The sequence below is a fragment of the Vibrio sp. 10N.222.49.A3 genome (genome assembly GCF_041475145.1).
Classification (GTDB): domain Bacteria; phylum Pseudomonadota; class Gammaproteobacteria; order Enterobacterales; family Vibrionaceae; genus Vibrio; species Vibrio tasmaniensis_A.
Map to the genome: position 1 here is coordinate 1 of NZ_JBFRVM010000216.1, position 14173 is coordinate 14173.

Annotated in this window: 13 protein-coding genes; 9 read left to right on the top strand and 4 right to left on the bottom strand. The window is 43.8% G+C overall.

Annotated elements, in window-relative coordinates; translation table 11 throughout:
• Positions 1-188: 188 nt before the first annotated feature.
• The 3 genes from AB4589_RS23280 to AB4589_RS23290 form a co-directional block, all read right to left on the bottom strand.
• On the bottom strand, positions 189-485 hold the full coding sequence (locus tag AB4589_RS23280) for a Bor family protein (protein WP_017097222.1): 297 nt from the start codon (positions 483-485) through the stop codon (positions 189-191).
• A gap of 123 nt (positions 486-608) precedes the next feature.
• Positions 609-1928, bottom strand: coding sequence for a sensor histidine kinase (locus AB4589_RS23285; RefSeq protein WP_372101786.1), 1320 nt, complete (start codon positions 1926-1928; stop codon positions 609-611).
• 36 nt (positions 1929-1964) lie between these two features.
• Complete coding sequence (locus AB4589_RS23290) at positions 1965-2669, bottom strand: response regulator (protein WP_371694817.1); 705 nt, start codon at positions 2667-2669, stop codon at positions 1965-1967.
• A 281-nt stretch (positions 2670-2950) separates the two neighbouring features.
• On the opposite strand from AB4589_RS23290, the gene AB4589_RS23295 reads away from it, so the two are divergent.
• The 9 genes from AB4589_RS23295 to AB4589_RS23335 all read left to right on the top strand — a co-directional run bounded on the left by AB4589_RS23295 (position 2951) and on the right by AB4589_RS23335 (position 13685).
• On the top strand, positions 2951-4054 hold the full coding sequence (locus AB4589_RS23295; RefSeq protein ID WP_372101787.1) for an alpha/beta hydrolase: 1104 nt from the start codon (positions 2951-2953) through the stop codon (positions 4052-4054).
• A gap of 425 nt (positions 4055-4479) precedes the next feature.
• Complete coding sequence (betI, locus tag AB4589_RS23300) at positions 4480-5082, top strand: transcriptional regulator BetI (protein ID WP_065105898.1); 603 nt, start codon at positions 4480-4482, stop codon at positions 5080-5082.
• Positions 5083-5198: 116 nt separating this feature from the next.
• Complete coding sequence (gene betB / locus AB4589_RS23305; RefSeq protein ID WP_372101788.1) at positions 5199-6659, top strand: betaine-aldehyde dehydrogenase; 1461 nt, start codon at positions 5199-5201, stop codon at positions 6657-6659.
• 72 nt (positions 6660-6731) lie between these two features.
• Positions 6732-8444: a choline dehydrogenase gene (gene betA, locus AB4589_RS23310; protein WP_372101789.1), complete on the top strand. Its 1713-nt coding sequence runs from the start codon at positions 6732-6734 to the stop codon at positions 8442-8444.
• Between the two features lie 157 nt (positions 8445-8601).
• Positions 8602-9573, top strand: coding sequence for a choline ABC transporter substrate-binding protein (locus tag AB4589_RS23315; RefSeq protein WP_372101790.1), 972 nt, complete (start codon positions 8602-8604; stop codon positions 9571-9573).
• 107 nt (positions 9574-9680) lie between these two features.
• Positions 9681-10523: a choline ABC transporter permease subunit gene (choW, locus tag AB4589_RS23320; protein WP_372101791.1), complete on the top strand. Its 843-nt coding sequence runs from the start codon at positions 9681-9683 to the stop codon at positions 10521-10523.
• 2 nt (positions 10524-10525) lie between these two features.
• Positions 10526-11740 carry a choline ABC transporter ATP-binding protein gene (gene choV, locus AB4589_RS23325; protein ID WP_371710539.1) on the top strand — a complete coding sequence of 405 codons (1215 nt, stop codon included), beginning with the start codon at positions 10526-10528 and terminating at the stop codon, positions 11738-11740.
• A 362-nt stretch (positions 11741-12102) separates the two neighbouring features.
• On the top strand, positions 12103-12585 hold the full coding sequence (locus tag AB4589_RS23330; protein ID WP_009845974.1) for a MarR family winged helix-turn-helix transcriptional regulator: 483 nt from the start codon (positions 12103-12105) through the stop codon (positions 12583-12585).
• Between the two features lie 443 nt (positions 12586-13028).
• A complete protein-coding gene (locus AB4589_RS23335) occupies positions 13029-13685 on the top strand; it encodes a Qnr family pentapeptide repeat protein (protein ID WP_012600074.1) in 657 nt (218 codons plus the stop codon).
• Between the two features lie 176 nt (positions 13686-13861).
• On the opposite strand, the gene AB4589_RS23340 is transcribed toward AB4589_RS23335, so the two are convergent.
• On the bottom strand, positions 13862-14077 hold the full coding sequence (locus AB4589_RS23340) for a hypothetical protein (RefSeq protein ID WP_041473012.1): 216 nt from the start codon (positions 14075-14077) through the stop codon (positions 13862-13864).
• Positions 14078-14173: the final 96 nt, after the last annotated feature.

Sequence of the window (14173 nt, forward strand, 5' to 3'; positions counted from 1 at the left end):
TAACTGATCGGCATTACCCTCTGTGGGCGGTTTTTTAGTTTTAGCTTCTCAATTGGGTGTAATTTCTCGCCCAATATAAGCGACTACTCACTAACACTACTCTGTAGCGTTAACGTTAATGTCAGGTAGAAGCTTCCAAGACCAAATTTTTGGTGTCGTCAGTTGGTTCGTGGACAAATAACGACGAGTTAAGCTTTGCAGTAAACGCGTGCTTCTCGTGGTGTATAAATACCAAAAGTTACGGCTGCTAGTAAACCATTCACGAATGTCTCTTGAACTTCAACTTTAGCAACGTTGTCGATACCGTTACATACTTTAGCTGCATCAATTTGCTTTTTCTGCGCTAGACCGTTGATGAAAAAGTGGTGTGACTTTTCAGTTGTTGGTGCTGTTGCTTCGCTCTCTTGAGGGGCCATTACGAAAGTTTGTTGAGCGCAACCTGTTGCTACAAGTGATAGTGCCGCGATGATCATTAATTTTTTCATGTGTATCTCCAGAGATAAAATTTAACTCACGTTAGTTAAGGTGAACGATTGTTGTCTGCTTTGAAGGAGATATATAGCTCCCCTTCGGTTGATGTTGAACATTATTCCAGAGATGATTGGTCGTTACTGTATGGGTTTGTCAGCCGAACCGTTACACAGTGGAAAGGTCATAGTGAATACGGCACCCTTTAAGGTGTTGCTTTGTGCAACTAGGACTGTCGCACCGTGCTGAGCGCAGATCTTATTGACGATAGAAAGCCCTAGACCATGACCACTCTTGGTTTTGTTACGCGCTTTATCTCCAACGTAAAATGGGTCAAATAGGCGAGAACGGTGCTCTTTTGCTACGCCGTCACCGTCGTCATGCACGGCGATTTGTAGCATATCGTGGTGCACGCTTGCTTCTATCGAAATTTGTGAGCGTGCGAATTTCATCGCGTTACGTACTAGGTTATCTAACGCGCGATTGAGCAGCGTATCATCTGCTAATATCAAATGAGGCTTTTCTGGTAAGGATAGGTCAATATTAAGTTCCGTCTCTTTGTTCCAACGACTCATTGCGTGATCGAGAAAATCTCTTATCTCTAATGGCTGTTGTAAGTTATCTAGGTCACAACTGTCGAGTTTTGCGTAATATAGTAGCTCATCGACCATTTTTTCCATCTCTTCTGTGTCTTCAACAATGCTCTCGATAGTATCTTGCTGCCCCTCGTTGAGTGGCGTGTCTTTGAGCATTTCTGCTTGCCATTGAATTCGAAATATTGGAGTTCGCAGTTCGTGAGCTACCGCATTGGTGAGCGAACGATTACTCTCGATCAAGCTATGGATTCGGTCGGCCATCAGATTAAAGGATTTATTCAGAGTTCCAATTGCACTGCCGCCTGATGTTTCAGCTCGCGAAGAGAGGTCGCCTTCAGAGAAGCGTAATGTGGCATTTTCAAGCTTCTTAACTCTGCGGAAAATAATCAACAGATGACCCAGGCCATATACGATGAAGCTCGCGATAAAGAATACCCAAATAAGGTCATCTTCGAGCTCTATTTTTTGTCGAACGAGCGTGTCGTCGTTGGGCAGGTAATGATAGATGTTTTCACTGTTAGCTAAGCGAAACCATAACTCCCGATAGTCGTCGTGAAAAATAAATACGTTGGGGTTAGCAGTAAAGAATTCAGAAACTGGAGTCGGTACTTCATCATTCGATTTGAATGTGATGAGGGTATTGCGGGAGGTGTCAACAAACTGATTTATGGCTTGATGAGCGGCTTCGAGGCCCTGATTATTCGCGATGTTTTCTAGGAGCTGTTGGTGGGCCGTTGCTTCGTAATCTTGCAATATATATTCATAGTCGGTATTGAGCTGATAGACACAAATTTCGTAGGCGAGAAGACCAACAATAAAGCAAGTTAACAGCCCTAGTAGGGACTCCAAATAGATACGTCGCATAATCGCTCTCTTTCATTGCGCCCGTACTGAGCGCGGTTAATGCCAGGCGGTCGAAACAAATAAGTAACCTTTTCCGCGAATGGTTTGAATTTTCTCTGCTGGTGCTTTGTCGTCACCAAGTATTTTTCGCAAACGTACTACTTTGTTGTCAATCGTCCGATCGATCCCGTCGTACTCGATCCCGCGCAGCGTTTGAGTTAAGTAATCACGTGACAGCGGGGTATCAGGGTTGGATGCTAACAGCCAAAGTAAATCAAACTCACTGTCTGTCAGTGATAAAACCGCGCCTGAAAGCTCACACTTTTTATAGGTGTTTTTCAGAATGAGTTGATCAAATTGAAGGGTGCCTGAGTCATCGACTGATGACGTATCGGTTTCCTGTCGGCGCAATAGTGACCGGACTCTTGCTAGCAGAACTCGTGGTTTTATTGGCTTAGTGACATAATCATCGGCCCCTGTCTCTAAACCAGCAACGTGATCAAAATCGTCATCGCTGGCGGTGAGCATTAAGATTCTACCTTTGAAGTGTGTACGTGTCTGTCGGCAGATTGTAAGCCCATCGGTTACAGGAAGCATTAAATCCAACAGCACGATATCAGGTTGGTCGTCAAGGATGGTTTGCACTGCATCACTGCCATCGTCTAACGCGGTGACCTCAAAGTCTTGTGCTACAAAGTAATCCTTTAGCATTTGCTGAAGTTTTAAATCGTCTTCAACGATGATCATTTTAGGTTTTGTCATTCCGTTATCAGCCTTGTTGTGCGTTTAATTTGTTGAAATTACGTGAGTGCGTTTAATTTTGGCGGCTCCTGCTGTTGCATATCAATCACAAATGCGTCAAGAAGAAATTCCTGATGCGAATGATTAAACACTTTCCATGCTAGTTCAATGCCGATTTCTTATTTAATCGAAAAATAAAAAACAACGTTCAAAAAAATCTACATTCTATTACATTCGCACGACAGATAATTTAATTGTTAACCAATAGAATTTCTCCAATCAAAATTTTGGGGAATAATGGTATGAAGTACTATCGAAATACGTTGCTAGCGTTACCTTTGGCTCTCTTGGCTGGCTGTAATTCAAGTTCAAACGCGGGACAATCAACCACCATTTCGCAAAAGAAACCGAAGGCTGACTATGTATTTTCTTCGGCTAAACTTGGTGAATTGTATCAAGAGAGGCAAGAGCTCCAAGAAGAGGCTATGAAGCTCTCTTACGATGGTGTTTTGTATGAAAAAATTCAGTTTGCTGAAGATATTAGTGATAAGCAAAAAGTGATTAGGCTTTTGGATGGCTTAGGTCAAAGCGTTGATCTGTACTTTCCTGATGCTGGGTTTGATAGCTGTGGTATCTATACAGAGAGCAAGGGCTTGGACCTATTTGATTGTGATGCAGCACAACGTTTTACTTCTAATGATACTACGTCAATAAAAGCAATGACGAAGGATAAAAAAGTCTCCGTTAAGCTTGAATACCAAAACGAGTTGTCGCAATACGTAACGAGCCTAGGTTCGACGATTCTGAGTAAAACCAAAAATGGTAATAAAGTCACCATTACCACATCGTTTGCCTTCAACGCTTTTTACCGCGATGTGCTTAACGAGACAGGCGCTGTTGAGCGCATTACTTCCACTCTCGGCGCATCAACTTATTCTCAGCTTTTTGATATCGTGAAGTTATACCGAGGCAGTGAGATGACGTTGAAGTTTACCAATCATATTGGCGGCAGTGCTGATGACGAAATCAACATGTACACCGGGCGTATGATCAATAACAACAAGATGACGACGGTTGTGACTCCAACGGGTTCGGTTTTTTCGGGTGGTACGGATCTATTCGCTGCTGGCAACCCACGTATTTTGCAACGCGCTGATACTACCAAGGCCATTGAACTGAATAAGCAGGTGGGTGTGCATAGTTGGGCTGAAGGGAATAAAACGGCCAAAGAATTCCCATACGCCAATGAGAGCCATCGTCAGCAAGCGACCTATTTTCAAAAGGTGATGGGAGAGAAAGGGATCGATTTCTATATCTTCACTTTAGATTCTGCACCTGCTGCTGGTGAGCACTGGATGACTAAAGCAGACTCTGATAAGTACGGTTTCATTACACGTATTGAGTAGTCAAAGAAAGTAGCAATAACGACTCCGCAAAGGTTGATGATGGCTCTGTCATTATCGGCCTTTTTTGTTCATGTCTTGATTCGTTACTTTGTTGAGTGCAGATTTCCTTGTCTTAAATTTCAGTATTAAGACTTATTGATACTACCTTTCAACTTCCCCCAAAAAAGTGTCTACACGGATTCCTACTGATTTATTTTTTGCTCTTTCTAAGCAAAAACTTTTGACCCGTAACCATCACACCTCAAATCTTTAATGATTTCATTTAGCGGTCTAAATGATATTTAACTGATTGTTTTAAAATGATTTATTGTACTTCGAGTGCTGTATTGTTACGAGTTTGTTTTAAATAATCATTTGAACCCTAACTACTTTTCTGTCATTTTATACTTAACTGAACGTTCAATATAAAATAGAAGGACTAAAAAATGCCCAAGGTTGGGATGCCTGACATACGTAAACCACAGCTTGTTCAAGCGACCATGACGGTGATTGATCGAGTGGGTTTACATGCTGCGAGTATTGCGTTGATCAGCAAAGAGGCGGGAGTCTCCACTGGCATCATTAATCACTATTTTGGTGGGAAACATGGCCTGCTTGAAGAGACCATGCGAGAAATACTGCGTCAACTTTCGAATACCGTAACAACAGAATTAAAAGCGCTCCCTGCTGATGCTCACCAGCAAAGGATTAACGCTATCATTAACGGTAATTTCGAAGGCTATCAAGCGGAAAATAAAGTGTCGAAAACATGGCTCGCATTCTGGTCTTATTCGATGCATGACGCTCAACTCAAGCGTCTTCAGCGCGTGAATGAAAAGCGTTTGATTTCTCACTTACTTATTGAATTAAAATCAATTTTTCAACCTGATCAAGCAGAATTGGTCGCACACGGCATCGCATCATTAATTGATGGCATCTGGCTGAGAGGGACGCTCAATCCTGAAGGCATTAACGCTGATAAAGCTCGTGCAATCATCAATGACTACTTAGACAAGCAGCTTACGTTTTACTCGTGTCAGCGTGATTAATGATTCATCAAAAATTCTAGTGAGTGAGCTCAAAAGGCTCGCTCTCAACAACGATATGCATTCACAAATACATAGACCGATAGAGTCTAACAACAATAATTAAGTCAGAAGATCAAATGGAAATGAACTCGTTATACATCGATGGTAAAGCGGTTGACGCTACCTCAGGCGAAACTTTCGTCAGCATTAACCCTGCAAACGGCGAACCTATCGCAACGCTTGGCCAAGCTTCTTCAGCTGACGTCGAAAATGCGATTGAATCGGCGAAGCGCGGGTTTGCGGTATGGTCAGCAATGACAGCCGTAGAACGCAGCCGCATTCTTTTAAAGGCGGTAGAGATACTTAGAGCTCGAAATAATGACCTTGCGAACCTTGAGGTTGTCGATACGGGCAAGCCATTACAAGAAGCGATCGAAGTCGATGTGGCTTCTGGCGCCGACGTTATTGAGTATTTCGCAGGGCTAGCACCTACGCTGCAAGGCGATCAACAGCCTCTTAGTGAATCTCAATTTTTCTACACACGCCGTGAACCGCTAGGTATCTGTGCGGGCATTGGCGCGTGGAATTACCCTATCCAAATCGCAATGTGGAAATTGGCTCCAGCACTCGCTGCGGGTAACGCGATGATCTTCAAGCCTTCAGAAGAAACGCCGCTAACGGCGCTCAAGCTTGCTGAGATCTTTACTGAAGCAGGTCTTCCTGATGGCGTGTTTAACGTAGTTCAGGGCGATTACCGTGTCGGCCAAATGCTCACGGCTCACCCCGACATCGCTAAAGTGTCTTTCACAGGTGAAACTGGTACGGGCAAAGCGGTAATGTCAGACAGTGCTAAAACACTCAAGTCTGTAACGATGGAGCTCGGCGGTAAATCACCAATGATCATCTTTGATGATGCGAAATTGGACGATGCGGTGTCGGCTTCAATGGTCGCTAATTTCTACACCCAAGGTGAAGTGTGTACTAACGGTACTCGTGTTTATGTACACGAAAATATCTACGACGCATTTATCGACCAACTTAAAACACGCACTGAGAAGCTGATCATTGGTAACCCGATGGATATGGAGACTCAGATCGGCGCGTTGATTTCTAAAGAACACCTTTCAAAAGTCCTTGAAGCAATTGAACTGGCTAAACAGTCGGGTGCAACTCTGCTGACTGGCGGTTATCAAGTGACGGACAACGGCTTAGCAAACGGCAACTTTGTTATTCCTACGGTATTCACAGATTGTCATGACGACATGCCTCACGTTCAGCAAGAGATCTTCGGCCCTGTAATGTCAGTGTTGAAGTTTACGGACGAAGACGATGTGATTCGTCGTGCTAACGATACTAAGTACGGCCTTGCTGCTGGCGTATTCACGCAAAACCTTTCTCGCGCTCACCGTGTTATTCATCAAATGCAGGCGGGTATTTGTTGGGTTAATACATGGGGTGACTCACCTGCAGAAATGCCTGTTGGTGGCTACAAACTTTCAGGGGTTGGCCGTGAAAACGGGCCAGAGACTCTACTCCACTATACGCAGACTAAGAGCATTCTTATTGAACTTGGCGACTACGCCAGCCCTTATGCCTAACGCGTAACACTCAATTTTATGGGTTAGCTTAACAGAGCGAGCCCTACTGACTCATCTCAGGGAAATCAAAACATGGAACAACGCTACGATTATATTATCGTCGGCGCGGGTTCGGCCGGCTGTGTGTTAGCGGATAGGCTAACGGAAAGCGGTGAACATAGCGTTTTATTATTGGAAGCGGGTGGTACGGATAAGAGTATTTTTATCCAAATGCCGACTGCGCTTTCTTACCCGATGAATACTGAAAAGTACGCTTGGCAATTTGAGACCCAACAAGAACCGGGCCTTGATGGACGTGAACTGCATTGTCCACGCGGCAAGGTGTTGGGTGGCAGCTCATCGATCAACGGCATGGTTTATGTTCGTGGCCACGCTTGTGACTTTGACCAGTGGGAAGAAGAGGGTGCAGCTGGTTGGAATTACCAAGCTTGCTTGCCTTATTTCCGCCGTGCTGAATCATGGAATAAAGGTGGTGACGAATATCGTGGCGACAATGGCCCTGTCGGCACTTGTAACGGTAACGATATGGAGCTCAACCCGCTTTACCAAGCATTCATTGATGCAGGTAAAGACGCAGGTTACCCAGAAACACAAGATTACAACGGCTACCAGCAAGAAGGCTTCGGCACCATGCATATGACGGTAGACAAGGGTGTTAGAGCCTCAACCTCTAACGCTTATCTACGTCGTGCATTGAAGCGTTCAAACCTTACCTTGAAAAAAGGCATCGTGGCGCGTCGTTTCTTACTTGAAGCACAAGACTCAGAAGGTCAATCAGGCTTGAAAGCGGTTGGTGTCGAGTTTGAAAAGTCAGGCAATACCCAAGTTGCCGTGGCGAACAAAGAAGTGATCTCTTCTGCGGGATCTATTGGCTCGGTTCAACTGCTGCAACTTTCTGGTATCGGCCCGAAAGCGGTGCTTGAAAAGGCGGGTGTTGAGCTGAAACACGAACTGAGCGGCGTCGGTGAAAACCTACAAGATCACTTAGAAGTGTACTTCCAATATCACTGTAACGAACCTATCACGCTCAACAGCAAGTTGGGCTTAGTCAGCAAAGGCATGATTGGCGCGGAATGGATTCTGACTCGCAAAGGTTTGGGTGCTACTAACCACTTTGAATCGTGTGCGTTTATTCGCTCTCGCAAAGGATTGAAGTGGCCAAACATTCAATACCACTTCCTGCCAGCAGCGATGCGTTACGACGGGCAAGCGGCCTTTGATGGTCACGGTTTCCAAGTTCATGTTGGGCCTAATAAGCCAGAAAGTCGTGGTACGGTAGCGATCACTTCTGCTGACCCACATGCCAAGCCAGAGATCATTTTCAACTACATCTCGACCGAACAAGATCGCCAAGATTGGCGCGATTGTATTCGTCTGACGCGTGAGATTTTGTCGCAACCTGCGATGGATGTTTACCGTGGTGAAGAGATTCAGCCGGGTCTAAGCATTACCTCCGATGAAGCAATTGACGAATGGGTTAAGCAGAACGTTGAAAGTGCATATCACCCTTCTTGTGGCTGCAAAATGGGTTCAGATAACGACCCAATGGCGGTACTTGATGAAGAGTGTCGTGTTCGCGGTATTGATAATCTGCGCGTGGTCGACTCGTCTGTTTTCCCTGTTATTCCAAACGGTAACTTGAACGCACCGACCATTATGGTTGCTGAGCGTGCCTCGGACCTGATTTTGGGCAAGCCCGTTCTAAAAGAGCAAAACGTTCTTGTATGGATAGCACCGGAGTGGGAAGAAATACAAAGAATCAATAAGCCAGTACGAGAAGCGTAAGCCTCTGTTATTGGACAAAAAATAGAAAAAGCAGCAAAGAATAAAAACAACAAGTAACAAGCAAAAAATAACAAAACTAATTAGTCAAAAGTCAGAAGAATTGCTCTCTATCGGTGTTGATATCGAGCAGCAAAAGGAAAGATAAAAAGGAACCATTATGACGACTCTAAATATTCAGAACGTGACGACAAAAACGTTAACAGCACTAGCCATCAGCTCATTTGCATTTGGTGCTAACGCTTCTGTTGAACCACAACAATGTGAAAACGTACGCTTCGCTGATGTTGGTTGGACAGACATTACCGCAACAACGGCTGTCACTTCAGAGCTACTGAAAGGCCTAGGCTACAAAACCAAAACCGACCTGCTTTCAGTACCGGTTACTTACTCTTCAATGGCGAACGGCGATATTGACGTATTCCTAGGTAACTGGATGCCAACTATGGAAGGCGACATCGCTAAGTACCGCGAAGCGGGAACGGTTGAGACAGTGCGTGCCAACCTTGAAGGCGCAAAATACACGCTAGCTGTACCAAAATATGTGTACGACTCTGGCGTAAAAAGCTTCGCCGACCTAGCAAAACATGCCGACAAATTTAAAGACCGCATCTACGGCATCGAGCCGGGTAACGATGGCAACCGCTTAATCCAATCAATGATTGATTCCGACGCGTTTGGCTTGAAAGATTTCAGCCTAGTGGAATCAAGTGAAGCGGGCATGGTATCGCAAGTATCTCGTGCTGCTCGTCGTAGCCAGTGGATCGTTTATCTAGGTTGGGCACCGCACCCAATGAACAGCAATGTTGAGATGGAATATCTATCAGGTGGTGACGACTTCTTCGGCCCTAACTACGGCGGCGCAAATGTTTACACCAATGTTCGTTCAAACTACGTGTCTGAGTGTGCAAACGTCGGTCAACTTCTGCAAAACCTAGAGTTCACTCTAGAGATGGAAAACCAGTTGATGGAAGAGATTCTTAACCAAAAAGTGAAGCCAGAGAAAGCGGCTCAACAATGGTTGAACAATAACCCTCAACAAGTTGAAACTTGGTTAGACAACGTAAAAACGCATAAAGGTGAATCAGCGACTCAAGCGGTTACTGAATACCTAAAACAAGTTAAAGCTTAGTTTTACCTACCTATCGATCTATTTATCAAAGCTCTATAAATAAAAAAGGTGGGCTTGCCAATTGTCTATTGGTTTGAAGTAGCCCACCCATAATAAAAGGCAATATTGTGAATTTTATTATGGAAAACAAAATCCCTGTTGGTCAATGGATGGAAGCGGGTGTTGATTGGCTAACAATCAATGCAGCAGGATTCTTTGACGCTATTTCGATTTTTCTAGAAACCGTCATTATGTTTTTAGTCGATGTATTTAAGTGGATGCCACCGGCTTTACCAATCGTGATGACCGCGGCGATTGCATGGTATTTACACCGTAAACCCTCGCTTGTGATTTTCGTGGTTGCAGCTTTGCTGACTATTTTAAACCTTGGCTACTGGCAAGAAATGCTGGAAACCTTTGTCCTGGTATTTGCAGCGACAACGATTTCCGTATTAATTGGTGTTCCAGTTGGCATTATGGCCGCGCATCGCCCTTGGTTATATACGGTGCTTAGACCCATTCTTGATCTAATGCAGACGGTTCCAACGTTTGTGTATCTGATTCCGACTTTGGTTTTATTCGGCTTGGGCATCGTTCCTGGCTTAATCTCGACCATCATCTTCGCTATTGCCGCGCCAATTCGTTTGACCTACTTAGGCGTCACCAAAGTGCCTGAAGAGTTGATTGAAGCGGGTAAAGCGTTTGGTGCAAGCCGCATGAAATTGCTGATGAAAGTGGAATTACCGGCAGCCTTACCAAGCATTATGGCAGGTGTAACTCAATGTATTATGTTGTCGCTTTCGATGGTGGTTATCGCTGCTCTTGTCGGTGCTGACGGGCTTGGTAAACCTGTTGTTCGCGCATTGAACACAGTGAACATCTCACAAGGTTTTGAAGCCGGGCTAGCGATTGTATTAGTCGCTATCATTCTTGATCGCTTGTGCAAAACACCAAACCAGAAGGAAGCTTAATCATGTCTATCTCTAAGGACCCAAAGACTATGGATGCGATTACCATTAAAAACCTCGATGTTGTGTTTGGTGATAAGCCGAAGCAAGCGCTTGAACTGCTCGACCAAGGTAAAACTCGCCAAGAGATCATTGATGAGACTGGCCAAGTCGCTGGCGTAGACAATGTGTCGCTGACGGTTGAAGAAGGCGAGATTTGTGTGCTGATGGGTTTATCGGGTTCAGGTAAATCTTCTTTGCTTCGTGCAGTAAACGGTTTGAATGAGATCAGCCGTGGTTCATTGGCAATCAAAGATGGCGATAAGCTGGTTGATTTAGGTGAACAGTGTGACGAAGCGACCTTACGTCACCTTCGCACTCACCGCGTTTCAATGGTGTTCCAAAAATTTGCCCTAATGCCTTGGTTAAACGTGTTAGATAACGTGGCGTTTGGCCTTGAAATGCAAGGTGTCGCAAAAGATGTTCGTCGTGCTAAAGCGCGTGAACAGCTTGAAATGGTGGGTTTGGCAGAGTGGGAAACCAAGTATCCGCATGAACTATCGGGCGGTATGCAGCAACGTGTTGGTTTGGCACGTGCATTTGCGATGGATACTGACATTCTTCTTATGGATGAACCGTTTTCAGCGCTTGATCCGTTGATTCGTGCGCAGTTGCAAGATGAGCTAATTCTATTACAAAACAAGCTTAACAAAACGATTCTGTTCGTGAGCCATGATTTGGATGAAGCACTGAAGATTGGTAATAACATTGCGATCATGGAATCAGGTAAATTGATTCAACACGGTAAGCCTGAAGAGATCGTACTCACGCCAAAAACAGAATACGTGAAAGATTTTGTCGCACATACTAACCCGTTGAACGTACTCAAAGGTCGTTCGTTGATGCAGCCTCTGGATTCTTTGAAACAAGAAGATGAAAGCTGGAAGATCTGTGATGCTAAAGACTTATGGATTGAGCAGAGTGAAGGTACGTTATCGGTAAAAGGTGAATCGACTTTAGCGCTTGTTGAGTGGAACGAATCTGACGATTTGACGGCAATCAGCGCATCGAGTGTTGTAGTGGCAAGCCCAGAGATTGGCATGCGCGATGCGATTAAACTGAAACAGCTAAGTAATCACCCGATTTTGCTGGTGGAAGACAATAAACTGATCGGTATTTTGGATAACAGTGAATTTTATAATGCGCTTACTGGTAACTTTCAGATGAATACCGCTGCGTAAAATTTCGTTTTTAAGCTTAGCTATTGAGGCTGGTTTTTTATTGGGTGGAGAGGGTTAAATCTCTCTACCTCTATGATTATTAAAATATATTATTCTTTGAGTTTGTATTCTCTGACTCATTATTTTTGTCTTCATTGAAGCTTTGATTCCCCCTTCATTAGGCAAAAGTGCCGTACCACGCAAGTTTAGTGGTATAGAAAAGATTGAGAATAGTATTAACATCAGTACAATGCGGAAAAATCAATGAAGTAAATTATCAATTTACAGTGTAATTCGAGCGATCCTAAGCTGTTCAGTTTGGAAATCTCATCGCCCCGGCACTGTAAAGTCACTCACAGTATATTAGTACAAAGGTCTGCATCTTGGATAAACATGACGAAATCTTGGTCGCTATTCGCCAAATTATTCGCGCTATCGATTTACACTCGAAAAAGCTGAGTAAAGAGTATGGTTTGACGGGCCCTCAATTGATTTTAATGCGCGCAATCCAAGAGATGGGTAATGTGACGATCAAAGAATTGTCTAATCAAACTAATGTGAGTCAAGCGACGACAACGACGATCATCGATCGCTTGGAATTGAACGGCTACGTACAACGTGTTCGCAGCTCGTCAGATCGCCGCAAAGTACACGCAAATCTGACTGAAAAAGGTCAAGAGCTACTTAACAATGCGCCACCACCGCTACAAGATAACTTTGTTAAAAAATTCCAAAATTTAGAAGCATGGGAGCAAAGCCTACTGCTTTCTTCGATGCAACGTGTGTCTGCAATGATGAACGCCGAAGACATCGACGCAGCCCCAGTTCTACAGCTTGAAGGCATTGCAAACGTAGTCAAGAGCTAACGTAGTTTTAAATTGTCTAGCTAAGAAAAAGTTTAAAGAGTTATAAAATGGTCGCATCAAGCGGCCATTTTTTGATCTTGGCCTCCCCATTTTTCTGACTTTACTAATAAAAATCATCTTTTAGTTTTAGCCTATCGATATAAGCTAAGGTTTTCGAAAGACTAAGTATCAAGCGAAGATATCTATATAGGCTATGGCATCAAGTTTATGCTGACATATGATGATCTTCTCGTTGTGTCTAATCTCCCCCCACTTCTAAGCGACAAAACTATTTTCAAGATAAGCGCATGCCATAAAACGAAAATAACAACCTTAAATGGCTCGTTTGGTGCCTTAGAATGGCCAAATTAGGGTGTTTTAAGTTGCTGTTTTTGTTGGTTTTTAATTTGATGTTTTCTTAAGATCACAATGGTAGTCTTAGCTTGATTTCTTTAGGGGGTTAAATGGACACTAATAACAGCACTTATCATCAGCACAGTTTTGCTCAGCAAGATCTATCAGAGCTTACATTTACGGCCTGTACGTTTATCCGTTGTGATTTCAGACGTTCGAACTTACGTGATGCAACGTTTATTAACTGTAAGTTTATTGAACAAGGCGATATTGAGGGGTGCCACTTTGATATTGCCGATTTACGAGACGCAAGTTTCCAGAATTGCCAGTTGGCGATGGCGAACTTTAGTAATGCGAATTGCTATGGGATTGAGCTGCGTGAATGCGATTTAAAAGGAGCGAATTTTACTCGTGCTAACTTTGCCAATCAAGTAAGCAATAGGATGTACTTTTGCTCTGCGTATATTACGGGCTGTAACCTGTCATACGCCAACTTGGAGCAGGCCTGCTTGGAAAAGTGTGAGCTGTTTGAAAACCGTTGGATAGGGACTTACCTTGGCGGTGCGTCACTGAAAGAGTCTGATCTCAGCCGAGGCGTGTTCTCCGAAGATGTATGGGGGCAATTCAGTATGCAGGGGGCTAACTTGTGTCATGCGGAATTAGAAGGGTTAGACCCTCGCAAAGTGGATACGACAGGGATTAAGATTGTCGCTTGGCAACAAGAGCAGTTGCTTGAAACCATGGGTATTGTTGTGATGCCTGATTGATTTTCTAATTCTGCATATAACGCTGTAAAACTCGGTTGCCGTATCACTCGGTCGTAATTAACCACAGCAGTTAGAAGAAAAGCCCAAAGTTAATAACTTTGGGCTTTTCCGTATTTGGCCGCATGCATTTTATAATGAAGTTTAGAAAAGAGAATGCTTGGCGGATATTTAGTTGATTAGTGCATTCCTGAACGCATTTTGTCGGCCAGTGCAAAGAAGACAAACAACACGAAACATACTAGTGCAACACACAATGAAACTAAGATCGTTGTTGCGTCTTTTGACATCAATGGAAGTACGATAGAAGCTACCGCTACCAACATAACAAAGACATGAACGATTCGTCCGATAATTGGATTTTTATGACAGAATGAGGCCCAACGATAACGTATTTTTAACACCAGTATAATATTAGTCTTTTTATTCTATTTTACTAATGAGCACTTTGTAAATTACTTTTCATTGTAGGGTACCCCCCTCTGGCAGGA

Coding starts and splice junctions, on each gene's coding strand:
- AB4589_RS23280 (WP_017097222.1), bottom strand. CDS start 485: ATGAAAAAATTAATGATCATCGCGGCACTATCACTTGTAGCAACAGGT.
- AB4589_RS23285 (WP_372101786.1), bottom strand. CDS start 1,928: ATGCGACGTATCTATTTGGAGTCCCTACTAGGGCTGTTAACTTGCTTT.
- AB4589_RS23290 (WP_371694817.1), bottom strand. CDS start 2,669: ATGACAAAACCTAAAATGATCATCGTTGAAGACGATTTAAAACTTCAG.
- AB4589_RS23295 (WP_372101787.1), top strand. CDS start 2,951: ATGAAGTACTATCGAAATACGTTGCTAGCGTTACCTTTGGCTCTCTTG.
- betI (WP_065105898.1), top strand. CDS start 4,480: ATGCCCAAGGTTGGGATGCCTGACATACGTAAACCACAGCTTGTTCAA.
- betB (WP_372101788.1), top strand. CDS start 5,199: ATGGAAATGAACTCGTTATACATCGATGGTAAAGCGGTTGACGCTACC.
- betA (WP_372101789.1), top strand. CDS start 6,732: ATGGAACAACGCTACGATTATATTATCGTCGGCGCGGGTTCGGCCGGC.
- AB4589_RS23315 (WP_372101790.1), top strand. CDS start 8,602: ATGACGACTCTAAATATTCAGAACGTGACGACAAAAACGTTAACAGCA.
- choV (WP_371710539.1), top strand. CDS start 10,526: ATGTCTATCTCTAAGGACCCAAAGACTATGGATGCGATTACCATTAAA.
- AB4589_RS23335 (WP_012600074.1), top strand. CDS start 13,029: ATGGACACTAATAACAGCACTTATCATCAGCACAGTTTTGCTCAGCAA.